A 21,978-nucleotide genomic window follows, 5' to 3' on the forward strand; every position below is an offset into this window, starting at 1 on the left:
ATAGCGGCGCGGACGGTTGTCGTCGTCGCCGAAGCGCCGCGGCGGACGCGATTCATTGCCTTCGAAGCGGCGCGGGCGGGCTTCGCCGCGATCGTCGCCATAGCGGCGCGGACGGTTGTCGTCGTCGCCGAAGCGCCGCGGCGGACGCGATTCATTGCCTTCGAAGCGGCGCGGGCGCGCCTCGCCACGATCGTCGCCATAGCGGCGTGGACGTTTGTCGTCGTCGCCAAATCGCCGCGGCGGACGCGACTCATTGCCTTCGAAGCGGCGCGGACGAGCCTCACCGCGATCGTCGCCGTAGCGGCGCGGACGATTGTCGTCGTCGCCAAAACGTCGAGGCGGGCGCGCTTCGCCTTCGGCACGGCGCGGCCGTGCCTGGCGCTCGCCGTCAGCGGGCCGCGGCGGACGCGGCTTGCGCACGTCGCCGCCCGATTGCGCTTCGCCTGGCGCGCGGCGGCCGGCACTCTTGCCGCCGTCATTCTGCTGCGCACGCTTGATGCCTTCGGTCACGGCCCGCACGCGGTTGCGGTTCAGGTCCGAAACCCGCACCGGGCGGTTGCCGGTCTTGCGCGCGGCCGTGCCGGTATCGCTTGCGGCCTTGATGCCTAGCGTCTTGCGCTTCGGCGAATTGCTGTCGGTCATATCGTTGATGCTGTCCGCCGCCTCAGATCGCGAGGGCGGCGAGCAAGTCCTGTTCAAGCTGAATCTGCAATCGGTTGTCGGCGGCCAGGCGGCTGCCGTCTACCAGGAACACGTCTTCGACGCGTTCGCCCAGGGTGTTGATGCGTGCCGAATGCACGGACACGCGATGCCGTGCCAGTACGCGGGCGATGGCGTACAGCAGGCCGGTGCGGTCGTTGGCGGAAAGCGACAGCAGGTAATACTGGCCGCGCTCGTCCGCGCGCAGGTCCACGCGCGGCTTGATCGGGAAGCTGCGCGACTGGCGCGACAGGCGTCCCTGCGTGGGCTCGGGCAGGGCGTCGTGCTGGCGCAGCTTTTCGCAAAGCTCGTGCTCCACCAGCGCGATGATGTCGCGGTAGTTGCCACGGTAGTTGTCATTTCCTGCCATGCCGGGGTCCGTGACCTGGAACGTGTCCAGCGCGTAGCCGTGCCGGGTGGTGTGGATCTTGGCGTCCTGGATCGAAAACGCCTTGCGCTCGAAATAGCCGCAGATGCGCGCGAACAGGTCGGGCTGGTCCTGCACGTAGACAGCCACCTGCAGGCCTTCGCCCGCAGGCGAGATGCGTGCCTTCACCACGGGGGCGGGGCTGTCGACCTTGTCGTACAGGTGCCGCGTGAGCCAGGCGATATCGCGCGCATCGTGGCGCAGGAAGAAGGCCACGTCGAGCTGCGCCCACAGCCGCTTGCCGAGCTCGGGATCGAACGCCTTGAGCCGCAGCGTCGAGATGGTTTCTTCCTTGCGCTGCGCCCACAGCGAGTGCGAATCGACCCTGGCGCCGCCGAGCACGCGCAGCGTGATCCGGTACAGGTCTTCCAGCAGCTTGCCCTTCCACGCGTTCCAGACCTTGGGGCTGGTGCCGCGGATATCGGCCACCGTCAGCAGGAACAGCGCGGTCAGGTAGCGTTCGCTGCCGACCACGCGCGCGAAGGCATGAACCACTTCCGGATCGGTCAGGTCCTGCTTCTGCGCCACGTGGCTCATGGTCAGGTGGTGCTCGACCAGCCAGCTGATCAGGTCGGCATCTTCGCGCGCGATGCCATGCTGCTTGCAGAAGCGGCGCGCGTCCTGCGTGCCGAGCTTGGAATGGTCGCCGCCGCGGCCCTTGGCGATGTCATGGAACAGCGCCGCCACCCACAGCACCCACGGCTTGTCGAAGCTCGCCATCAGCTGGCTGCAGAACGGGAACTCGTGCGTGTGCTCGACGATGGCGAAGCGGCGCATGTTGCGCACTACCATCAGGATGTGCTGGTCCACGGTGTAGACGTGGAACAGGTCGTGCTGCATCTGCCCGACGATGCGGCGGAAGTTGATCAGGTAGCGCCCCAGCACGCTGGTCTGGTTCATCAGCCGCAGCGCGTGAGTGATGCCTTGCGGCTCCTGCATGATGGCCAGGAACAGGCGGCGGTTTTCCGGGTCGTTGCGCCAGCTTGCGGTCATCACGGTGCGGGCGTTGTACAGCCCGCGCAGCGTGCGCGGCGACAGGCCCTTCACGCCGGGCGTGCGCTGGTACAGCAGGAAGGTTTCCAGGATCGCGTGCGGATCGCGCTCATACACGTCGTCGCTGGTGATCTCCAGCATGCCCTGGCGCTCGACAAAGCGTTCGTTGAGCACGCGCGTGACCTGCGACTCGCTCGGGAACAGCATCGCCTCGATGTTCAGCAGCAGCACGCTGTTGAGCTGCGTGACTGCCTTCGCCGCCCAGTAGTAGCGCCGCATCAGCTGCTCGCTAGCGCGCTTGTTGGTGGTCTGGCGGTAGCCGAAGGATTCCGCCAGCGCGGTCTGCAGGTCGAACACCAGCACGTCCTGGCGCCGGCCCGCCACCAGGTGCAGGCGCGCGCGGATGGTCTTGAGCAGGCGCTCGTTGCGCGCCAGTTCCTGCGCTTCGCGCTGCGTCAGCAGGCCGCGCTCGAACAGTTCTTTCCAGCTGTCGCCCAGGCCCGCGGCCTTGGTCATCCACAGGATCACCTGCAGGTCGCGCAGGCCGCCCGGGCTTTCCTTGCAGTTGGGCTCGAGCGCGTAGGGCGTGTCCTGGTACTTGGCGTGGCGCTGGCGCATTTCCAGCAGTTTGGCCTGGAAGAACGCGGCCGGGTCCAGGTCGGCGAGGTAGCGCGTGCGCATCGACTCGAACAGCTTGCGGCTCCCGGTCACCAGCCGCGCCTCCAGCAGCGAGGTCCGGATGGTGATGTCCTGGCGCGACTCGCCGATGCAATCGTCCACGGTGCGTACCGACGAGCCGATCTCCAGCCCCAGGTCCCAGCACAGGCCGATAAAGCGCTCCAGCCGCCCGGTGGTGTCCTGGTCGGGATCGGCGGGCAGCAGCAGCAGCACGTCGACGTCCGAATAGGGCAGCAACTCGCCGCGGCCGTAGCCGCCCACCGCCACCAGCGCCGCACCCGCGGGCATCTGCAGCCCGCGCCACGCCTCTACCAGCGCGGCGTCGACGGCGCGGCGCAGCCGCGTGATCAGCGTGCCGACGTTGGCGCTGGTATTGAAGTCGGCAAGCAGGACCTGCTTGTCGGCTTTGAGCTGTTCGCGCACGCGCGTGGCCAGCAGAAGTTCCGGCGTGGTGTCCATGGAGAGGGCGGGGTGGTTCGTGGGCACGGCTGGAAAAATAAGGGCGCCGCTCAGGCGCCCTGGCTGGTGTGCGACCTCAGGCCGCGACGGATTCCGTAATGAAGGCCGGCGGCGCCGGTGTGCCGGCGGAGACCGTCAGCACTTCATACCCGGTCTCGGTGACCAGCACGGTGTGCTCCCACTGCGCCGACAGGCTGCGGTCGCGGGTCTTGACCGTCCACTGGTCGGGCATGGTGCGGATATCGCGCTTGCCGGCGTTGATCATCGGCTCCACGGTGAAGATCATGCCGGCCTTGATCTCGGCGCCGGTGCCGGCTCGGCCGTAGTGCAGGATCTGCGGGTCTTCGTGGAAGTTCTTGCCGATGCCGTGGCCGCAGTATTCGCGCACCACGCTGTAGCCGGCGGCTTCGGCGTGCACCTGGATGGCATGGCCGATGTCGCCGAGGCGCGCGCCATGGCGTACCTGGGCGATGCCCTTCCACATGCATTCGTATGTCACCTGCGCCAGGCGCTTGGCCAGGATCGAGCCCTCGCCGGCGATGAACATGCGGCTGGTGTCGCCGTAGTAGCCTTCCTTGGTGATGACGGTGATGTCCAGGTTGACCGCGTCGCCGCTCTTGAGCACGCGCTCGCCGGGAATGCCATGGCAGATCACGTCGTTGACCGAGGTGCAGATCGCGCCGGGGAAGGGCGGGTAGCCGGGGGGCGCATAGTTCAGTGGCGCCGGCACGGTGCCTTGCACGTCACGCATGTAGGCGTGGCACAGGCGGTCCAGCTCGCCCGTGGTGACGCCCGGCTGGACGAAGGGCGTGATGTAGTCGAGGACTTCGGAGGCAAGGCGGCAAGCCACGCGCATCTGGGCGATGTCTTCGGCGGTGTTCAGGTAAATGCTCATGCTGCGTCGCCAAAAGTGATGGCGGGGCCACTGGCCGCGCCGAATTCGAAAGGTCAATGTCGGATTATCGCACCATCGGAGCCTGATAGCAGCCTGTGCCGAGGCGCTTTTGGACGGCGCCTCTCCAACGCGGGTGCTGCGGTTGCGATCCGGGCGGCTTGAGCGCCCGATGCTTTTCTTGCTAGAATAGCGGGCTGACTTGATTGCGGCGCAGCATTGCATCCGCCAGGCCGGTATTTTGCAGCATCTGCTGCACGGTTTCTTGGAAATCGTTTTTGGAAATCGCTGGCCCGCCTATCCGGGGTGTTCCTTTTCAGGAATGTCGGGGCGGGCTTCAGACCTAACCCTTTGGAGAATCACATGTCCGTTACCATGCGCGAAATGCTGGAAGCCGGTTGCCACTTCGGCCACCAGACCCGCTTCTGGAACCCGAAGATGGCCCCCTTCATCTTCGGCCATCGCAACAAGATCCACATCATCAACCTCGAAAAGACGTTGCCGATGTTCCAGGACGCCATGAAGTACGTGCGTCAGCTGGCAGCCAATCGCGGCACCATCCTTTTCGTGGGCACCAAGCGCCAGTCGCGCGAAATCCTGGCTGAAGAAGCAGGCCGCGCCGGCATGCCCTACGTCGACGCCCGCTGGCTCGGCGGCATGCTGACCAACTTCAAGACGGTCAAGACCTCGATCAAGCGCCTGAAGGACATGGAAGCCGCCAAGGAAGCCGGCGCGCTGGAAACCATGAGCAAGAAGGAAGCGCTGATGTTCGAGCGCGAGATGATCAAGCTGGAAAAGTCGATCGGCGGCATCAAGGACATGGGCGGCGTGCCTGACGCCATCTTCGTGGTCGACGTCGGCTACCACAAGATTGCCGTGACCGAAGCCAACAAGCTGGGCATCCCCGTGATCGGCGTGGTCGATACCAACCACTCGCCGGACGGCATCGACTACGTGATCCCGGGCAACGACGACTCGAGCAAGGCTGTGGCCCTGTACGTGCGCGGCGTGGCTGACGCGATCCTGGAAGGCCGTGCCAACGCGGTGCAGGAAGTCGTTGAAGCCGCCCGCGGCGACGACGAATTCGTCGAAGTGCAGGAAGGCTGATAGCCTCCGGCCCGCTGTTTGAAAGGAACCCGATAGCGCGCACGTCAACATAAGACAGCAAGCATCGCTTGCCGCCCGGCATGCCGGGCAGCGCGCAGGGCGCAAGCCGGGGTACTTCGGCAGCAGGGCAAAAAAAGGGGGCACATCTGGCGCCCCCTTTTTTCGAATTTGAATTGTTGTCATCCGCCGCAGGCAATATCTGCCGCGGGTGCGCTGTAGACCCACCGACCGGGTGCCGCGGGCGACTGCCGGGGCCCGGCGCGAACCATTCAAGGAGTGACAAATGGCGGCAATTACCGCAAGCATGGTTGCAGAACTGCGCGCGAAGACCGACGCGCCGATGATGGAATGCAAGAAGGCCCTGACCGAGGCCGACGGCGACCTGAACAAGGCCGAAGAGCTGCTGCGCGTCAAGCTGGGCAACAAGGCCAGCAAGGCCGCATCGCGCGTGACCGCTGAAGGCGTGGTCGGTTCGTTCATCGACGGCACCACCGGCGCCCTGGTCGAACTGAACTGCGAGACCGATTTTGTCTCCAAGAACGACGACTTCCTGGCGTTCACGGCCAAGGTTGCCGAGCTGATCGCCAAGCAGAACCCGGCCGACGTGGCTGCGCTGTCGGCGCTGGAAATCGACGGCGTGAGCGTGGAAGCCACCCGTGCCGCCCTGATCGGCAAGATCGGCGAGAACATGACGATCCGCCGCTTTGTCCGTTACGCCAACGGCGGCAAGCTGGTTTCGTACCTGCACGGCACCCGTATCGGCGTGATGGTCGAGTTCGACGGCGACGAAGCCGCCGCCAAGGACGTGGCCATGCACGTGGCCGCCATGAAGCCGGTGTCGCTGTCGGCCGAGCAGGTCCCCGCCGACCTGATCGCCAAGGAGCGCAGCATCGCCGAGCAGAAGGCTGCCGAGTCGGGCAAGCCGGCCGAGATCGCCGCCAAGATGGTCGAGGGCTCGGTGCAGAAGTACCTGAAGGAGGTGTCGCTGTTCAACCAGCCGTTCGTGAAGAACGACAAGCAGACCGTCGAGCAGATGCTCAAGGCTGCCAACACGACCGTGAAGGGCTTCACCCTGTACGTCGTGGGCGAAGGCATCGAGAAGAAGCAGGACGACTTCGCCGCTGAAGTGGCCGCCCAGGTGGCCGCTGCCCAGAAGGGCTGATGTCAGGGGCGCGCCGGCCGGCCCTTATGGGACGGTCCGGGCGCCTATAATGCCGCAGGGGCGCCGCAAGGTGCCCCTCTGCATAAGTAGCGCAGTGACGCGTATTGCACTTTGCAGCACGTTGACTGCAGCAGTCAGTTTTCGCGGTCGTCTTCCTGTCGCCTGCCGCCAGGGCGGGGCGACCCCGAAAACCGGCTTTCTCCCGCCGGTGGCGCGCGATCCGCGCCGCCGGTGTCAAAAAATCAATCGTCTCATTTGTGTTCAGTCCCAAACGAGCGACTTGCTCCTGCCCGAGGGTAAACATGCCAGCCTACAAGCGCGTCCTTCTGAAACTGTCCGGTGAAGCCCTGATGGGCGACGATGCCTTTGGCATCAACCGCTCCACCATCGAGGCGATGGTGAACGACATTGCCGAGATCGTGAAGCTCGGCGTCCAGGTCGCGGTGGTCATCGGCGGCGGCAATATCTTCCGCGGTGTCGCGGGCGGCGCGGCCGGCATGGATCGCGCCACGGCCGACTACATGGGCATGCTGGCCACCATGATGAACGCGCTGGCCCTGCAGGACGCGATGCGCCACGCCAATATCGAAGGCCGCGTACAGTCCGCGCTGCGCATGGACCAGGTGGTCGAGCCGTACATCCGCCCGCGCGCGATTCGCCAGCTGGAAGAGGGCAAGGTGGTGATCTTCGCCGCCGGCACCGGCAACCCGTTCTTCACCACTGATACCGCCGCCGCGCTGCGCGGCTCGGAAATCGGTGCCGAGGTTGTGCTCAAGGCGACCAAGGTGGACGGCGTCTACACCGCCGACCCCAAGAAGGACCCGAGCGCCACGCGCTACACCACCATCAGCTTCGACGAGGCGATCTCGAAGAACCTGCAGGTGATGGACGCTACCGCCTTCGCCCTGTGCCGCGACCAGAAGCTGCCGATCCGCGTGTTCTCGATCGTCAAGCCGGGCGCGCTCAAGCGCGTGATCCTGGGCGAAGACGAGGGTACCCTGGTCCACGTCTGAGTCCGGCGCCCCCCGATGCCGCGCCACGGCGCTGGTGTCTGGCCGGGCAAAGAGTAGAATGATTCATTTTCGATCCCGCCCGGCGGGATCATGGTTGGCTGATTTCCGGAGGTTAACATGAGCGTCGCCGACACAAAGAAGAGCGTCGAGCAGAAAATGCAGAAGTCGATCGAAGCCTTCAAGGCCGATCTGGCGAAGATCCGCACTGGCCGTGCCCACACCGGCCTGCTCGACCACGTTCAGGTGGATTACTACGGTTCGATGGTGCCGATCAGCCAGGTCGCCAGCGTCGGCCTGGCCGATGCGCGTACGATCACGGTGCAGCCGTGGGAAAAGAAGATGGTGGGGGCGGTCGAGAAGGCCATCCGCGATTGCGACCTGGGCCTGAACCCGGCCACCATGGGCGACGTGATCCGCGTGCCGATGCCCGCGCTGACCGAAGAGCGCCGCAAGGAGCTGACCAAGGTCGTCAAGGGCGAGGCCGAGGGTGCCAAGGTTGCGGTGCGCAACCTGCGCCGCGATGCCAATGAGCAGTTCAAGAAGCTGGTCAAGGACAAGGCCATCTCGGAGGACGACGAGCGCCGCGGCCAGGACGAGGTGCAGAAGCTGACCGACAAGTACGTGGCCGAGATCGACAAGATGGTCGCCGAAAAAGAGAAGGAGATCATGACGGTCTGACGCCGTCCCTGCATTTGCCGGGGCTGCCGCGACCGTCTGCCATCATGCAGCACATCAGTTCAACACTCGCCGTACCCGATACCTCCTACGTGCCTGGTCACGTTGCCATCATCATGGACGGCAACGGCCGCTGGGCGACCCAGCGGCACCTGCCGCGCGTTGCCGGGCACTCCCGGGGGCTGGATGCTGTGCGCGCGGTGGTGGAAGCCTGCGCCGCGCGCGGCGTGCAGTACCTGACGCTGTTCGCGTTCAGTTCCGAGAACTGGCGCCGGCCGGCGGACGAGGTGTCGTTCCTGATGCGGCTGTTCATGATGTCGCTGCGGCGCGAAGTGGTGAAGATGCACGCCAACAACATCCGCCTGCGGGTGGTTGGCGATCTGGCCCGCTTCAGCCCGCGCATCCAGAAACTGATCAAGGACGCCGAGGCCCGCACCGCAGGCAACACCGGCCTGACCGTGACCATCGCCGCCAACTACGGTGGCCGCTGGGACCTGCTGCAGGCCATGCGCAAGATGCTGGCGCGCTCGCCGATGCTCGATCCGGAGTCGATCGACGAATCGATGCTCGCCCCGCACCTGGCCATGGCCTATGCGCCGGAGCCCGACCTGTTCATCCGCACCGGCGGCGAACAGCGCATCAGCAATTTCCTGTTGTGGCAGCTCGCGTATTCCGAGCTGTATTTCACCGACGTGTACTGGCCGGATTTCGACGCCGCCGAGCTGGACAAGGCCTTTGCCTCGTACCGCCAGCGCGAACGCCGTTTCGGCCGCACCAGCGCGCAACTGGTTGCGCCGGGACTATCGGGCACCGCCTGACACCCTGGCCGATCCGGGCTACTCCAATAACTACCACGGGACCGCAGCGCATGCTCCTCACCCGCGTCATCACCGCCCTGTGCCTGTTGCTGCTGATTCTTCCGATCCTGTTCCTGGCGCCGCCGGCCGGCCTGGCGGGCCTGCTCGGGGTGATCGTGCTGCTGGCGGGCTGGGAATTCGGACGCCTGATCGGACTGCGCGGGCCCTGGCCCTATGTCTATGCGCTGGCCTGCCTGATCGCCACCATCACCTGGCATGACATGCCGCTGCGCCACGCCACCACCTGGCTGCTGGAAGCGGCGGTGGTGTGCTGGGGCGTGGCGCTGGTCTTGCTGGCGCGCGGCGTGCGCACCGCCACGCCGGGCTTTGCCGTGCTGGGGGCCATACTGGGCCTGGTCATGCTGCCCGCGTTTGCCCATGCCACGATGATCCTGCGCGGCGCCGGCATCGGCGTGCTGCTGACGGCGGCCGTGCTGGTGTGGGCGGCCGACATCGGCGCCTATTTCACCGGCAAGGCCATCGGCCGGCGCAAGCTGGCACCGTCCATCAGCCCGGGCAAGTCCTGGGAGGGCGCCATCGGCGGCTGGCTGCTGGCGCTCGTCATCGGCCTGGCGCTGGCCGCCACCCATGCCTTCGCGCCGACGTGGTTCTCGGTGCTGGGCGACCGCGGCGGCCTGGGCTACGTGGCCGCGCTGACCACGCTGCTGGTCGCGGCGAGCGTGATCGGCGATCTGTTCGAGTCGCTGCTCAAGCGGCAGGTCGGCATGAAGGACAGCAGCCGGCTGCTGCCGGGCCATGGCGGCGTGCTGGACCGGATCGATGCCTTGCTGCCGGTGTTCCCGCTGGCGGCACTGATGCTGATTTTTCTCTGAAGCCTTCTCTGAAGCGGTCTGATATGCAGCGCATTACCATCCTTGGCGCCACCGGCTCGATCGGCGAAAGCACGCTCGATGTCGTCCGCCGCCATCCCGACCGCTACACCGTGCACGCGCTGACGGCGCATCGGCAAGTGCGCAAGCTGGCCGAGCAATGCATTGCGTTCCGCCCGGCCCGCGCCGTGGTAGGCAGTGCCGAGGCGGCCGGCGAGCTGCAGGCGCTGCTGCGCGATGCCGGTGTCGATACCGAAGTCAGCCACGGCGAGGCCGAGCTGGAATCGGTCGCCGCCGACGCGCAGACGGACGCCGTGATGGCCGCGATCGTCGGCGCCGCCGGCCTGCGCCCGACGCTGGCCGCTGCGCGTGCCGGCAAGCGCGTGCTGCTGGCCAACAAGGAAGCGCTGGTGATGTCCGGCCGCATCTTCATGGACGCGGTGCGCGAGCATGGCGCCACGCTGCTGCCGATCGACAGCGAGCACAACGCCATCTTCCAGTGCCTGCCTGCCGACGACCCGCGCTATGGCCGTGGCGTGGCCAAGGTGCTGCTGACCGCGTCGGGCGGGCCGTTCCGCACCCGCGATCCCGACACGCTGCATGACATTTCGCCGGACGAGGCCTGCGCCCACCCGAACTGGGTCATGGGCCGCAAGATCTCGGTCGACTCGGCCACCATGATGAACAAGGGCCTCGAGGTCATCGAGGCGCACTGGCTGTTCGGCGCGCCGGCCGAGCGCATCGAGGTGCTGATCCACCCGCAGAGCATCGTGCATTCGATGGTGGCCTACCACGACGGCTCGGTGCTGGCGCAGCTGGGCAACCCGGACATGCGCACGCCGATCGCCTACGGCCTCGCCTATCCCGAGCGCATCGATGCCGGCGTGACGCCGCTCGACCTGACGCTGGCCGGCGGGCTGCATTTCGAGAAGCCGGACCTGCAGCGCTTCCCGTGCCTGGGGCTGGCCTTCGACGCGCTGCGCGCCGGTGGCGTGGCGCCGACCGTGCTCAATGCCGCCAACGAGGTGGCGGTCGAAGCATTCCTGGGCGGAAAAGTGCGCTTCACGGACATTTCGCGTTTGGTGGCTCAGGTGCTCCAGGCGGCACCGGCCGGCGCGGCGGACACGCTAGACGCCATCCTCGATGCCGACCGCATGGCGCGCGCGGCTGCGCGCGCGGCCGTTGCCGGGCTGGCGCTGCGCCACTGATCCGACGGACCGGCCCGCCGCATCTGCGACAATAGCGGTTGCGGCGGCCCCGGACATGCCGGTACCCCCGGATCCGGCGCGCCAGTCCAGCCACTGTTACTGACGTCCCGACGCCATGCAAACCGTACTCGCTTTCATTGTTGCCTTGTGCGTACTCATCTACGTGCACGAGATGGGGCATTACCTCGCCGCGCGCGCCTGCGGCGTGAAGGTGTTGCGCTTTTCGATCGGCTTCGGGCGGCCGCTGCTACGCTGGATCTCGAAGAGCCGCGACCGCACCGAATGGACGGTGGCGGCCATCCCGCTGGGCGGCTACGTGAAGATGCTGGACGAGCGCGAGTTCGACCCCGAGCGCGACGCCCGGATCGATCCGGCCGACCTGCCGCGCGCGTTCAACCGCCAGCCGGTCGGCAAGCGCTTCATCATTGTCGCGGCCGGGCCGCTGGCCAATTTCCTGCTGGCGATCGTGCTGTACTTCGCGCTGTTCGCCGGCGGCATGCGCGAACCCGCGCCGATCGTCGCCGCGCCGGCGGCCGGCACCATGGCGCAGCAGGCCGGCGTGCGCGAAGGCGACCGGGTGCTGTCGCTGACCGCCAACGGCCATACCGAAGCGGTGCGTTCCTGGAACGACCTGCGCATGGCGGTCTTCGCCGGGGGCTTCGGCGATGCGCGCGCCGTGCTGCGCGTGCGCGCCGCCGATGGCACCGAGCGCGACGTCACGCTGGCGCGCCTGCCCAATACCGGCGGCAACCCGGAGCAGGATCCGCTCAACACGCTGGGCCTGAATCTGAAAGGCGGGCCGGTCACGATCACCGAGGTATTGCCGGACTCGGCCGCCGAGCGCGCCGGGCTGAAGAAGGGCGACCGCATCGTCGCCTGGCAGGGCACCCCGATGACCCAGGCCAGCGCGCTGATCAAGGCGGTGCGCAGCCAGCCGGGCCAGACCGTGACGCTCGGCATCGAGCGCGACGGCAAGCGGCTGGACGTGCCGGTGACGCTGGACGCTGCCGCCCCGCGCGACGGCGAGAAGGATGCCAGCGGCGCGCCGGCGCCGCCCGCAGGCAAGCTGGGCGCGGCGCTCAGCCAGGCGGTGGAGATGGAGACGGTGCGCTACCGTCCGGACGAGGCGCTGGCGCGCGCGTTCGGCCAGGTGTGGGACACCAGCGCGCTGTCGCTGAAGCTGCTGGGCAAGATGCTGGTGGGGCAGGCGTCGCTGCAGAACCTGAGCGGACCGCTGACAGTGGCGGACTACGCCGGGCGTGCCGCAAACCTCGGCCTGCAGGCTTTTGTCAGCTTCCTGGCGCTGGTCAGCGTCAGCCTCGGTGTACTGAATTTGTTACCTATTCCGGTTCTGGATGGGGGGCATTTGCTGTATTATTGCGTGGAATTTTTGACTGGCCGGCCCGTACCAGACCACTGGCAGGCAATGCTGCAGAAGGTTGGCATTGCCTGCATCCTGCTCCTGACCTCGCTCGCTTTGTTCAATGACGTCAGCCGAATGTTTCTGGCGAACGGCTAGAAACGCTTGTCGGCAAGGGGGCGGTCGTGTCGTCGGACACCGTCGCCAGGGGGCGCCATTGCCATGCGCAGTCCCACGAGGCATGGAAAATCCTGGATGGAATCAAAGAGGGGATCAACATTGATCAGACATAAGCGCATTTCGCTGGGCTTGCTGGCGAGTGCCGTTATTGCAGCCTGGAGCCCGGCGGGCTGGGCTGCCGATCCGTTCGTCGTCAGGGACATCCGCGTTGAGGGCCTGCAGCGCGTCGAGCCGGGTACGGTGTTTGGCTACCTCCCCGTGCGCGTCGGTGAAACGTTCACCGACGACAAGGGCGCCGATGCGATCCGTGCCCTCTACAATACCGGCTTCTTCAAGGACGTGCAGATCCGCGCCGAAGACGGCGTGCTGGTCGTGCAGGTGGAAGAACGCCCGGCGATCTCGCAACTGGAATTCGTCGGCATCAAGGAATTCGACAAGGACACGCTGCGCCGCTCGCTGCGCGCGGTCGGCGTCGCCGAAGCGCGCTACTATGACAAGGCGCTGATCGACAAGGCGGAGCAGGAGCTCAAGCGCCAGTATGTCGCGCGCGGCTACTATGCCGCCGACGTGCAGACCACGGTTACGCCGGTGGACCGCAACCGCGTCTCGGTCGTGTTCAACGTCGAGGAAGGCCCGGTCGCCAAGATCCGCCAGATCAATATCGTCGGCAACAAGGCGTTCAAGGAAAGCACGCTGCGCGACGAGATGCAGCTGTCCACGCCGAACTGGCTGTCGTGGTACACCAAGAATGACCTGTACTCGAAGCAGAAGCTGACCGCCGACCTGGAGGCGCTGCGTTCCTACTACCTGAACCGCGGCTACCTCGAGTTCGCGATCGAATCGACCCAGGTCTCGATCACGCCGGACAAAAAGGACATCTACCTGACGCTGAACATCAAGGAAGGCGAGCAGTACAAGGTGTCCGACATCCGCCTGGCCGGCGAACTGCTGGGCAAGCAGGAGGAAATGGAAAAACTGCTGCAGCTGAAGAAGGGCGACATCTTCTCGTCCGAAAAGCTGACCGCCAGCACCAAGGCCATTACCGACCTGCTCGGCACCTATGGCTACGCCTTCACCACGATCAACCCGCAGCCGAACATCGACCAGGAAAAGCGCGAGGTCGCGCTGACGCTGATGGTCGACCCGGGACGGCGCGTCTATGTGCGCCGCGTCAACGTGGTGGGCAACAGCAAGACCCGCGACGAAGTGGTGCGCCGCGAGATGCGCCAAATGGAAAGCTCGTGGTTCGACAGCGAGAAGCTGCAGCAGTCGCAGGCGCGTATCAACCGGACCGGCTACTTCACCGACACCAACATCACCACCGAGGACGTGGCCGGCGCGCCCGACCAGGTCGATGTGAACGTCAACGTGACCGAAAAACCGACCGGGCAGATCAGCCTGGGCGTGGGCTTCTCGTCCACCGACAAGCTGGTGCTGCAGGCCGGCCTGCGCCAGGACAACGTGTTCGGCTCCGGTACCAGCCTGGGCCTGGACGTGAACACCGCCAAGTCGTTCCGTACCATCGCGCTGACGCAGTACGACCCGTATTTCACGGTGGACGGCATCAGCCGCTCGACCGATATCTACTACCGCACTTCGCGTCCGCTGTACTACACCGGCGACCAGGACTACAAGATCGTCTCCGCCGGCGGCGGCTTCAAGTTCGGCGTGCCGTTCTCGGAAGTCGACACCGTGTTCTTCGGTATCGGCTACGAGCGCACCCAGGTCTATACCTCGGTCAACACGCCGAGCCAGTACACGGCGTGGCTGAACGCGATCGGCAAGAACAGCGGCGACGGCATCAACAACTTCCCGTTTACGATCGGCTGGGCACGTGACCGCCGCGACAGCGCGCTGGTCCCGACCAAGGGCCCGTACACCCAGGCCAACCTGGAAGTGGGCCTGCCGGGCGGCGATACGCAGTACTACCGCGCCAGCGTGCAGCAGCAGTACTTCTATCCGATCTCGAAGTCGTTCACGCTGGCGCTGAACGGTGAAGTCGCTTACGGCCACGGCTACGGCAACACGCCGTTCCCGGTGTTCAAGTACTTCTACGCCGGCGGTATCGGCTCGGTGCGCGGCTACCAGACCAGCACGCTGGGTCCTAAGGACCAGAACGGCAACCCGGTGGGCGGTGCATCCAAGATGATCGGTAACGTGGAATTCATCTTCCCGCTGCCGGGCTCGGGTGTCGACCGCACGCTGCGCCTGTTCACGTTCTTCGACTTCGGTAACGTCTACCAGGAAGGCGCGCCGATTTCGTTCAGCGACCTCAAGTACTCGACCGGCTTCGGCATGTCGTGGCTGTCGCCGATCGGCCCGCTGAAGATCAGCATGGGCTTCCCGCTCAACCGGGAAGAAACTGACAAGGTCCAGCGCTTCCAGTTCCAGATCGGGACGGCATTCTGATTCTGTAAAAGGATCTGTTTTCATGATGACAACATCCAAACTGGTCAAATCCCTGGGCGCCGCCGCATTCGCCACCGCCGCGCTGTGCACCGCGATGCCGGCCATGGCCCAGGAGGCGCGCATTGCCGCCGTCAATTCCGAGCGCATCCTGCGCGATTCGCAGCCGGCCAAGCAGGCCCAGGTGAAGCTCGAGCAGGAGTTCTCCAAGCGCGACCGCGAGCTGCAGGACATGGCCCAGAAGATCAAGGGCATGGCCGACAAGCTCGACAAGGACACCGCCGTGCTGGCCGACTCCGACCGCCAGCGCCGCCAGCGCGAGGTGGCCGACCTCGATCGCGAGTTCCAGCGCAAGCAGCGCGAGTTCCGCGAGGACCTGAACCAGCGCCGTAATGAAGAGCTGGCGCAGGTGCTCGAGCGCGCCAACCGCGTGATCCGCCAGCTGGCGGAGCAGCGCAAGTACGACCTGATCGTGCAGGAAGCCGTGTACGTGAACCCGCGCATCGACATCACCGACGACGTGATGAAGGCGCTGAACGCCGGCGCCCGCTAAGCCGCCGCTGTTCGTTTCGTCCCTTTTTTCAGGAAGTACCGCCATGCAGACACCCACACTGGGTCAGCTCGCCACCGAGAACGGCGCGCAGGTTGTGGGTGATCCCGACCTGGCGATCGTTGGCCTGGCTCCCCTTGACCAGGCTTCGGCGGGCGAGCTCTCGTTCCTGTCCAATCCGCTCTACCTGCAGCAGGCGCTGGATTCGCAAGCCGGCGCCGTGATCGTGTCGCCGGCCGACCTCGAGCGCATCCGCGCCGAGGGCCGGGCCGACGGCCGCAACTGGCTGGTGGCGCGCAATCCCTACGTCTGCTTTGCCCGCGTGGCGCAGCGCTTCGATCGCGAAGCCAACCACGATCCCCGCGTCGGCATCGACCCGCGTGCCAGCGTGTCGCCCGACGCGGTGGTGCCGGCGTCGTGCTTCATCGGCCCGAACGTGGTGATCGAGCGCGGCGCGCGGCTGGGCGAGCGCGTCCGCATCCTGGCCAACGGCTACGTCGGTGCCGGTGCCGAGATCGGCGACGATTCGCTGCTGTACGCCAATGTTTCGATCTACCACCACTGCGTGGTCGGCGCGCGCGCCATCCTGCACAGCGGCGTGGTGATCGGCGCCGATGGCTTCGGTTTCGCTCCCGATATCAGCGCCACCGACGTCGAATACGTGAAGATCCCGCAAACGGGACGCGCGGTGCTGGGTCATGACGTGGAGGTCGGCGCCAATACGGCGATCGATCGCGGCGCCATGGCCGACACCGTGGTCGAGGACGGCTGCAAGATCGACAACCAGGTCCAGATCGCGCACAACGTACGGGTCGGCGCCCATACGGTCATTGCCGGCTGCGCCGCGGTATCGGGCAGCACGCGCATCGGCCGCTTCTGCGTGATCGGGGGCGCCGCCAATTTTGCCGGCCACCTGACCATCGCCGACCGGACCACAGTGTCCGGCGGTACGTCGATTACCAAATCCATTACCAAGCCCGGGGGCCATTTCACCAGCGTCTTCCCGTTCCTGCCGCACGGCGAGTGGGAACGCAACGCAGCCATCGTGCGCGGCCTGAGCAAGCTGCGCGAACGCGTGGTGGCGCTGGAACGTCGCCTGCGCGGCCAGTCCGCCGGGTCCCAACCCACACAAGACTAAGAGAAATCATCATGAGCGCGGCCGAAATCGATATCCGCAAGATCCTCAAGCTGCTGCCGCACCGGTACCCGTTCCTGCTGGTCGACCGCGTGCTGGAGTTCGAAGCGCAGAAGCGGATCAAGACGCTGAAGAACGTCACCATCAACGAGCCTTACTTCCAGGGCCATTTCCCGGAACAGCCGGTGATGCCGGGCGTGATGATCCTGGAAGCGCTGGCGCAGTCGGCCGGCCTGCTGACCTTCGGCGCCGACATGGAGCGCAAGGAAGGCGCGCTGTACTACTTTGTCGGCATCGACGGCGCCCGCTTCAAGCAGGTGGTGTACCCGGGCGACCAGCTGCACATGAATGTGACGGTCGAGCGCTATATCCGCGGCATCTGGAAATTCAAGGCGTTCGCCACCGTGGACGACAAGGTCGCCTGCGAGGCGGAACTGATGTGCACCGTGAAGCAGGCCGAGTGAGGCCGGCTGCCGCGCTCCCGGACGGGCGCGCGGCGCGGACGGGAACCTTTGCCGCGCGCAGGGGCCCATTCTTCACCAGACACACCACAGGACAGGACGTATGACGCAAATCCACCCCACCGCCCTGGTTGACCCGAAGGCAGAGCTGGCAGCCGACGTGACCGTCGGGCCGTTCTCCATCGTCGGCCCCAATGTGCGGATCGGCAGCGGCACCCGGATCGGCTCGCATACGACGGTCGAGGGCCATACCACGATCGGCGAGGGCAACAACATCGGTCCCTATGCCTCGGTCGGCGGCGTGCCGCAGGACATGAAGTACCGCAACGAGCCGACCCGGCTCGAGATCGGCGACCGCAACACCATCCGCGAATTCACCACGATCCACACCGGCACGGTGCAGGACCGCGGCCTGACCAGCATCGGCAGCGACAACTGGATCATGGCCTACGTGCATATCGCGCATGACTGCTCGGTCGGCAACCACACCGTGTTTTCCAGCAACGCGCAGATCGCCGGCCACGTCGACGTGGGCGACTGGGCCATCCTGGGCGGCATGAGCGGCGTGCACCAGTTCGTGCGCATCGGTGCCCACGCGATGCTGGGCGGTGCCTCGGCGCTGGTGCAGGACGTGCCGCCGTTCGTGATCGCCGCCAGCGACAAGGGCGGCAACAAGGCGACGCCGCATGGCGTCAACGTGGAGGGGCTGCGCCGCCGCGGCTTCGATGCGGCCCAGATCGCCGCGCTGCGCCAGGCCTACAAGCTGCTTTACAAGTCCGACCTCAGCTTCGACGAGGCCCGCAACGAGATCGCCGCCTTGCTGGCCCAGTCGGATGCCGGCACCGCGGCGCCGCTGCAGTCGTTCGTCGACTTCCTTGCCGCCACCCAGCGCGGCATCGTGCGCTGAGACCGGGCTGCACATGGTCGACGCCGCGATTCGGGGTGGCCTGCCCACGGGCAACGGTTCTGCCGCCGCCAGGCGCGGCACCATCGCCATGGTGGCCGGAGAGGCCTCCGGCGACCTGCTGGCATCGCTGATGATGGGCGGGCTCAAGACCCGCCTGGGCGATACCATGGCGTACGCCGGGATCGGCGGCAAGCGCATGATGGCGCAGGGCTTCGTCTCGCGCTGGCCGATGGAAACGCTGTCGGTCAACGGCTATGTCGAGGTGCTGGGCTCGCTGCGCGAGATCCTGCGCACCCGGCGCGAGGTGCGAGACTGGCTGCTGGCCGAGCCGCCGCAGTGCTTTATCGGGGTCGACGCCCCGGATTTCAATTTCGGCCTGGAAGTGCCGCTGCGCCGCGCCGGCATCCCGGTGGTGCATTTCGTCAGCCCGTCGATCTGGGCCTGGCGCGGCGGGCGCATCCGCACCATCGCGCGCGCGGTGGACCACATCCTGTGCCTGTTCCCGTTTGAGCCCGAGATCTACGCCAAGGCCGGCATTCCCGCCACCTACGTCGGGCACCCGCTCGCCGACGTGATCCCGATGGTGCCTGACGTGGCCGGCGCGCGCGCCGAGCTGGGGCTGCCTGCCGGCCACCGCGTGGTCGCGGTGCTGCCTGGCAGCCGGCAGTCCGAGGTGCGCAACCTTGGCGCCACCTTCTTTGCCGCGATGGCGCAGATGCAGCGCATGGACCCGAACCTGGCGTTCGTGCTGCCGGCGGCAAGCGCGCCGCTGCGCGCCATCGTCGAAGACCTGCACCGGCAGTATCCGGAACTGCGCCTGACCATTGTCGACGGCAAGTCGCACCAGGCCATGGAAGCCGCTGACGTGGTGCTGCTGGCCAGCGGTACCGCGACGCTGGAGGCGGCGCTGTACAAGAAGCCGATGGTGATCTCGTACAAGGTGCCCTGGCTGACCGCGCAGATCATGAAGCGGCAGGGTTACCTGCCGTACGTGGGATTGCCTAATATCCTTTCAGGGCGCTTTGTCGTGCCCGAGCTGCTGCAGGACGATGCCACGCCCGAGGCGCTGGCCCGCGAAACGCTGCTGCAGCTCAACGACGAGGGCAATACCGCCTTCCTGTACGAGCATTTCACCCGCATGCACGAGACGCTCAAGTGCAACACCGCGCAGATTGCCGCCGATGTGGTGGTCGATTTGATGCATAGCCGGGGCAAAGTCTGATGGCCCGCCGCAATGCCGTATCCCTGCAGATGGGACTGGACCTGGCTCCTTCCGCATCCCCCGTGCAACGTTTGTGCGGCGTGGACGAGGCGGGCAGGGGGCCGTTGGCAGGCCCGGTCTATGCCGCCGCCGTGGTGCTGGACCCCAAGCGCCAGATCCGCGGGCTGGCCGATTCCAAGATCCTGACCGCCGCCAAGCGCGAGGCGCTGTACGAGAAGATCTGCGAGCGAGCGCTGGGTTGGCATATCGCCTTCGCCACGGTCGAGGAAATCGACACCATCAATATCTTCCACGCCAGCATGCTGGCGATGCAGCGCGCCGTGCAGGGCCTGGCCGCCAAGGGAATCGTGCCGGACCTGGTGCAGGTCGATGGCAACCGCTGCCCGCAGGTGCCGTTCCCGGTCGAGGCCATCGTCAAGGGCGACGCGCTGGTCAAGGCGATTTCCGCAGCGTCGATCCTGGCCAAGGTGGCGCGCGACCGTGCCCTGATGGAGCTGCACGCAACCTACCCGCAGTACGGCTTCGACTCGCACGTCGGCTACGCCACGCCGCAGCACATGGCCGCGCTGGCCGAGTTCGGCGCCACGCCGCATCACCGCCGCTCGTTCGCGCCGGTGCGCGAGGCGCTGGCACAGCGTCCGCTGTTTACCGCGGTGACGGCAGTTGCTGCCGGGGGCATTGACGGCATCGAAGTCGCCGAACTCACCACCCCGATCCAGGCCGCGCCCCCAGGCACCCTGCAAACCGACGCACCGTGAAGCACGTCACCTCGCGCGACAACGCGCTGTTCAAGCACCTGAAGGCGCTGGCCACCTCCACCCACCAGCGCCGCAAGGCCGGGCAGTCGCTGCTCGACGGCGTGCACCTGGCCCAGGCCTATGTGGATGCACTGGGCCAGCCAGTCACCTGCGTGGTGTCCGAGCGCCACTACGACCATGCCGAGGTTGCGCCGCTGCTGGCGCGCGTCGACGCGGAGCGGCTGGTAGTGCTGGCCGATACGCTGTTCACGCAGATTTCCGGCGTGGTCAACGGCATCGACCTGATGCTGGTGATCGAAACGCCTGCTGGCCACCTGCCGGCGCGCATCGAAGAGGACTGCATCATCCTCGACGGCGTGCAGGACGCCGGCAATGTCGGCTCGATCCTGCGCAGCGCCGCCGCGGCGGGCATTCGCCATGCCTTCCTGGCAACGGGATGCGCGTTCGCCTGGTCGGTGAAGACGCTGCGCGCCAGCATGGGCGCCAACTTCCACCTGAACATCGTCGAGCACTGCACCGTGGAGTCGCTGGCACCGCGGCTGGCGCTGCCATTGCTGGCGACGTCGTCGCATGCCGACGCCGCGGTGTTCGATACGGACCTGCGCGCGCCGGTGGCCTGGGTGGTCGGCAATGAAGGCGCCGGCGTCAGCGACGCGTGGATGCAGCACGTCAAGCGCAAGGTCGGCATTCCACAGCCGGGCGGCCTGGAATCGCTGAACGTGGCGGCCGCCACCGCGATCTGCCTGTTCGAGGCGGTGCGGCAGCGGCGATGAAAAAAGCGGCCGGGCGGCCGCTTTTTGTTTGTGCCTAGTAGTTGTCGCGATCGACCTTGATCTCCTGCAGGATCGTGGTCGCAATCTCTTCGATCGACTTGTGCGTCGACGACAGCCACTTGATGCCTTCGCGCCGCATCATCGCCTCGGCCTCATTGACCTCGTAGCGGCAGTTCTCCACCGCCGCGTACTTGCTGCCGGGGCGGCGCTCGTTGCGGATCTCGGTCAGGCGCTGCGGGTCGATCGACAGCCCGAAGATCTTGCTCTTGAACGCGTACAGCGCCGACGGCAGCTTGCCGCGCTCGAAATCGTCCGGGATCAGCGGGTAATTGGCCGCCTTCAGCCCGTATTGCATCGCCAGGTAGAGGCTGGTCGGGGTCTTGCCGCTGCGCGACACGCCCACCAGGATCACATCGGCTTCTTCGAGGTTCTTGTGCGACTGGCCGTCGTCGTGCGCCAGCGAGAAGTTGATCGCCTCGATCCGGTTCTTGTACGCCTCGGTATCGGCATTCTGGTGGAAGCGGCCGATGGCGTGGGTGGACTTGAGCCCCAGTTCCTTCTCGAGCGGCTCGATGAAGGTCTGGAACATGTCCAGGATCATCGCCTTGGCACGGCGCAGTGCCTTGTTCGCTTCCTGGTTGACCAGCGTGGTGAAGACGATCGGCGGCACGCCTTCGTTGTGGAAGGCCTCGTTGATCTTGCCGACCGCGATATGTGCCTTTTCCGGGGTATCGACGAAGGGCATCCGCACCTTGCGGAAGCGCATTTCGAACTGCGCCAGGATCGAGTGACTGAACGTTTCCGCAGTGATCCCGGTGCCATCCGAGACGATAAAGACGGTACGCACCGGCGGCCGGTCGCCGGTCTGGGCGGCTGCAGCGGGCGTTATCGCAGGTCTTGTCGCGGTCGCTTGGGTGGACGGGGAGGCGGGCTGCGTTCCAGGCTGGGTCCCGGAATCCGCTGTACCGGGCGCTTCTGGCTGGGACATGGGGTTGCGCAAATAAATAGATTCAATCTTCCGCAGAAAAGTGCGGCGCAGCACGGTAGAATAGCGGCGATCTTTTCGCTAAGCAATTCCGCGAGGGGCCCGCTTTGCATCAATCCAGGCCCGGAATTGTCGACAATGTGCGCTGCGCGATGAGAGCCGTAGCGCCGTGTCCGCAACATTGCAGCACCATGAGCATGGGGTTGCTTAGCCAAGCGATCGGTCCGGGAACAGAACGCGA

The 21,978-nt window shown here is 66.2% G+C and carries 19 protein-coding genes and 1 pseudogene; 16 read left to right on the forward strand and 4 right to left on the reverse strand.

The window, feature by feature from the left end:
- From ACAD63_RS10930 to map, 3 genes and pseudogenes are all read right to left on the reverse strand, one after another.
- Window positions 1-642 (reverse strand): annotated as a pseudogene (locus tag ACAD63_RS10930) (pseudouridine synthase); the annotation flags it as partial.
- A 22-nt stretch (window positions 643-664) separates the two neighbouring features.
- Window positions 665-3,256 carry a [protein-PII] uridylyltransferase gene (locus tag ACAD63_RS10935; protein ID WP_434033943.1) on the reverse strand — a complete coding sequence of 864 codons (2,592 nt, stop codon included), beginning with the start codon at window positions 3,254-3,256 and terminating at the stop codon, window positions 665-667.
- Window positions 3,257-3,332: 76 nt separating this feature from the next.
- On the reverse strand, window positions 3,333-4,151 hold the full coding sequence (map, locus tag ACAD63_RS10940; protein WP_133096309.1) for a type I methionyl aminopeptidase: 819 nt from the start codon (window positions 4,149-4,151) through the stop codon (window positions 3,333-3,335).
- 360 nt (window positions 4,152-4,511) lie between these two features.
- Here map and rpsB point away from each other — a divergent pair, with 360 nt between their 5' ends.
- The 16 genes from rpsB (at window position 4,512) to ACAD63_RS11020 (ending at window position 20,752) form a co-directional block, all read left to right on the forward strand.
- The gene (gene rpsB / locus ACAD63_RS10945; protein ID WP_029045850.1) at window positions 4,512-5,255 is read left to right on the forward strand and encodes a 30S ribosomal protein S2; all 744 of its coding nucleotides are present in this window, start codon (window positions 4,512-4,514) and stop codon (window positions 5,253-5,255) included.
- A 283-nt stretch (window positions 5,256-5,538) separates the two neighbouring features.
- Window positions 5,539-6,417 (forward strand): translation elongation factor Ts, encoded by an 879-nt coding sequence (gene tsf, locus ACAD63_RS10950; protein WP_133096308.1) that lies wholly within the window; start codon window positions 5,539-5,541, stop codon window positions 6,415-6,417.
- 302 nt (window positions 6,418-6,719) lie between these two features.
- A complete protein-coding gene (pyrH, locus tag ACAD63_RS10955; protein ID WP_063237869.1) occupies window positions 6,720-7,430 on the forward strand; it encodes a UMP kinase in 711 nt (236 codons plus the stop codon).
- 117 nt (window positions 7,431-7,547) lie between these two features.
- Window positions 7,548-8,108: a ribosome recycling factor gene (gene frr / locus ACAD63_RS10960; RefSeq protein WP_133096307.1), complete on the forward strand. Its 561-nt coding sequence runs from the start codon at window positions 7,548-7,550 to the stop codon at window positions 8,106-8,108.
- 44 nt (window positions 8,109-8,152) lie between these two features.
- Window positions 8,153-8,923, forward strand: coding sequence for an isoprenyl transferase (locus ACAD63_RS10965; protein ID WP_135705370.1), 771 nt, complete (start codon window positions 8,153-8,155; stop codon window positions 8,921-8,923).
- Window positions 8,924-8,973: 50 nt separating this feature from the next.
- On the forward strand, window positions 8,974-9,795 hold the full coding sequence (locus ACAD63_RS10970) for a phosphatidate cytidylyltransferase (RefSeq protein WP_133096305.1): 822 nt from the start codon (window positions 8,974-8,976) through the stop codon (window positions 9,793-9,795).
- A 23-nt stretch (window positions 9,796-9,818) separates the two neighbouring features.
- Window positions 9,819-11,000 (forward strand): 1-deoxy-D-xylulose-5-phosphate reductoisomerase, encoded by a 1,182-nt coding sequence (ispC, locus tag ACAD63_RS10975; RefSeq protein ID WP_133096304.1) that lies wholly within the window; start codon window positions 9,819-9,821, stop codon window positions 10,998-11,000.
- Between the two features lie 115 nt (window positions 11,001-11,115).
- Window positions 11,116-12,519, forward strand: a complete 1,404-nt coding sequence (gene rseP, locus ACAD63_RS10980) for an RIP metalloprotease RseP (protein WP_434033944.1) — start codon at window positions 11,116-11,118, stop codon at window positions 12,517-12,519.
- Window positions 12,520-12,615: 96 nt separating this feature from the next.
- Window positions 12,616-14,949, forward strand: a complete 2,334-nt coding sequence (gene bamA / locus ACAD63_RS10985) for an outer membrane protein assembly factor BamA (RefSeq protein WP_240745874.1) — start codon at window positions 12,616-12,618, stop codon at window positions 14,947-14,949.
- A 22-nt stretch (window positions 14,950-14,971) separates the two neighbouring features.
- Window positions 14,972-15,499 (forward strand): OmpH family outer membrane protein, encoded by a 528-nt coding sequence (locus tag ACAD63_RS10990; protein ID WP_133096301.1) that lies wholly within the window; start codon window positions 14,972-14,974, stop codon window positions 15,497-15,499.
- A 43-nt stretch (window positions 15,500-15,542) separates the two neighbouring features.
- Window positions 15,543-16,634 (forward strand): UDP-3-O-(3-hydroxymyristoyl)glucosamine N-acyltransferase, encoded by a 1,092-nt coding sequence (gene lpxD / locus ACAD63_RS10995; RefSeq protein ID WP_434033945.1) that lies wholly within the window; start codon window positions 15,543-15,545, stop codon window positions 16,632-16,634.
- An 11-nt stretch (window positions 16,635-16,645) separates the two neighbouring features.
- On the forward strand, window positions 16,646-17,095 hold the full coding sequence (gene fabZ, locus ACAD63_RS11000; protein ID WP_010809590.1) for a 3-hydroxyacyl-ACP dehydratase FabZ: 450 nt from the start codon (window positions 16,646-16,648) through the stop codon (window positions 17,093-17,095).
- A gap of 100 nt (window positions 17,096-17,195) precedes the next feature.
- Window positions 17,196-17,999 carry an acyl-ACP--UDP-N-acetylglucosamine O-acyltransferase gene (gene lpxA / locus ACAD63_RS11005; RefSeq protein WP_133096299.1) on the forward strand — a complete coding sequence of 268 codons (804 nt, stop codon included), beginning with the start codon at window positions 17,196-17,198 and terminating at the stop codon, window positions 17,997-17,999.
- Between the two features lie 13 nt (window positions 18,000-18,012).
- A complete protein-coding gene (gene lpxB / locus ACAD63_RS11010) occupies window positions 18,013-19,221 on the forward strand; it encodes a lipid-A-disaccharide synthase (protein ID WP_195427627.1) in 1,209 nt (402 codons plus the stop codon).
- Entirely contained in the window at window positions 19,221-19,979 is a 759-nt protein-coding gene (rnhB, locus tag ACAD63_RS11015) for a ribonuclease HII (RefSeq protein ID WP_434033946.1), read from the forward strand. The genes lpxB and rnhB overlap by 1 nt, the downstream gene beginning before the upstream one ends.
- The gene (locus ACAD63_RS11020) at window positions 19,976-20,752 is read left to right on the forward strand and encodes a TrmH family RNA methyltransferase (RefSeq protein ID WP_115703349.1); all 777 of its coding nucleotides are present in this window, start codon (window positions 19,976-19,978) and stop codon (window positions 20,750-20,752) included. The genes rnhB and ACAD63_RS11020 overlap by 4 nt, the downstream gene beginning before the upstream one ends.
- A gap of 34 nt (window positions 20,753-20,786) precedes the next feature.
- Here ACAD63_RS11020 and ppsR read toward each other — a convergent pair whose 3' ends face one another.
- On the reverse strand, window positions 20,787-21,740 hold the full coding sequence (ppsR, locus tag ACAD63_RS11025) for a posphoenolpyruvate synthetase regulatory kinase/phosphorylase PpsR (RefSeq protein WP_218959498.1): 954 nt from the start codon (window positions 21,738-21,740) through the stop codon (window positions 20,787-20,789).
- Window positions 21,741-21,978 lie beyond the last annotated feature (238 nt).

This window comes from Cupriavidus sp. a3, assembly GCF_051015765.1.
GTDB lineage: Bacteria > Pseudomonadota > Gammaproteobacteria > Burkholderiales > Burkholderiaceae > Cupriavidus > Cupriavidus oxalaticus_A.

Coding starts and splice junctions, on each gene's coding strand:
- pyrH (WP_063237869.1), top strand. CDS start 6,720: ATGCCAGCCTACAAGCGCGTCCTTCTGAAACTGTCCGGTGAAGCCCTG.
- tsf (WP_133096308.1), top strand. CDS start 5,539: ATGGCGGCAATTACCGCAAGCATGGTTGCAGAACTGCGCGCGAAGACC.
- map (WP_133096309.1), bottom strand. CDS start 4,151: ATGAGCATTTACCTGAACACCGCCGAAGACATCGCCCAGATGCGCGTG.
- rpsB (WP_029045850.1), top strand. CDS start 4,512: ATGTCCGTTACCATGCGCGAAATGCTGGAAGCCGGTTGCCACTTCGGC.
- ppsR (WP_218959498.1), bottom strand. CDS start 21,740: ATGTCCCAGCCAGAAGCGCCCGGTACAGCGGATTCCGGGACCCAGCCT.
- frr (WP_133096307.1), top strand. CDS start 7,548: ATGAGCGTCGCCGACACAAAGAAGAGCGTCGAGCAGAAAATGCAGAAG.
- rseP (WP_434033944.1), top strand. CDS start 11,116: ATGCAAACCGTACTCGCTTTCATTGTTGCCTTGTGCGTACTCATCTAC.
- ACAD63_RS10970 (WP_133096305.1), top strand. CDS start 8,974: ATGCTCCTCACCCGCGTCATCACCGCCCTGTGCCTGTTGCTGCTGATT.
- ACAD63_RS10990 (WP_133096301.1), top strand. CDS start 14,972: ATGATGACAACATCCAAACTGGTCAAATCCCTGGGCGCCGCCGCATTC.
- lpxB (WP_195427627.1), top strand. CDS start 18,013: ATGGTCGACGCCGCGATTCGGGGTGGCCTGCCCACGGGCAACGGTTCT.
- rnhB (WP_434033946.1), top strand. CDS start 19,221: ATGGCCCGCCGCAATGCCGTATCCCTGCAGATGGGACTGGACCTGGCT.
- fabZ (WP_010809590.1), top strand. CDS start 16,646: ATGAGCGCGGCCGAAATCGATATCCGCAAGATCCTCAAGCTGCTGCCG.
- ACAD63_RS10935 (WP_434033943.1), bottom strand. CDS start 3,256: ATGGACACCACGCCGGAACTTCTGCTGGCCACGCGCGTGCGCGAACAG.
- bamA (WP_240745874.1), top strand. CDS start 12,616: ATGGAATCAAAGAGGGGATCAACATTGATCAGACATAAGCGCATTTCG.
- ispC (WP_133096304.1), top strand. CDS start 9,819: ATGCAGCGCATTACCATCCTTGGCGCCACCGGCTCGATCGGCGAAAGC.
- lpxD (WP_434033945.1), top strand. CDS start 15,543: ATGCAGACACCCACACTGGGTCAGCTCGCCACCGAGAACGGCGCGCAG.
- ACAD63_RS10965 (WP_135705370.1), top strand. CDS start 8,153: ATGCAGCACATCAGTTCAACACTCGCCGTACCCGATACCTCCTACGTG.
- lpxA (WP_133096299.1), top strand. CDS start 17,196: ATGACGCAAATCCACCCCACCGCCCTGGTTGACCCGAAGGCAGAGCTG.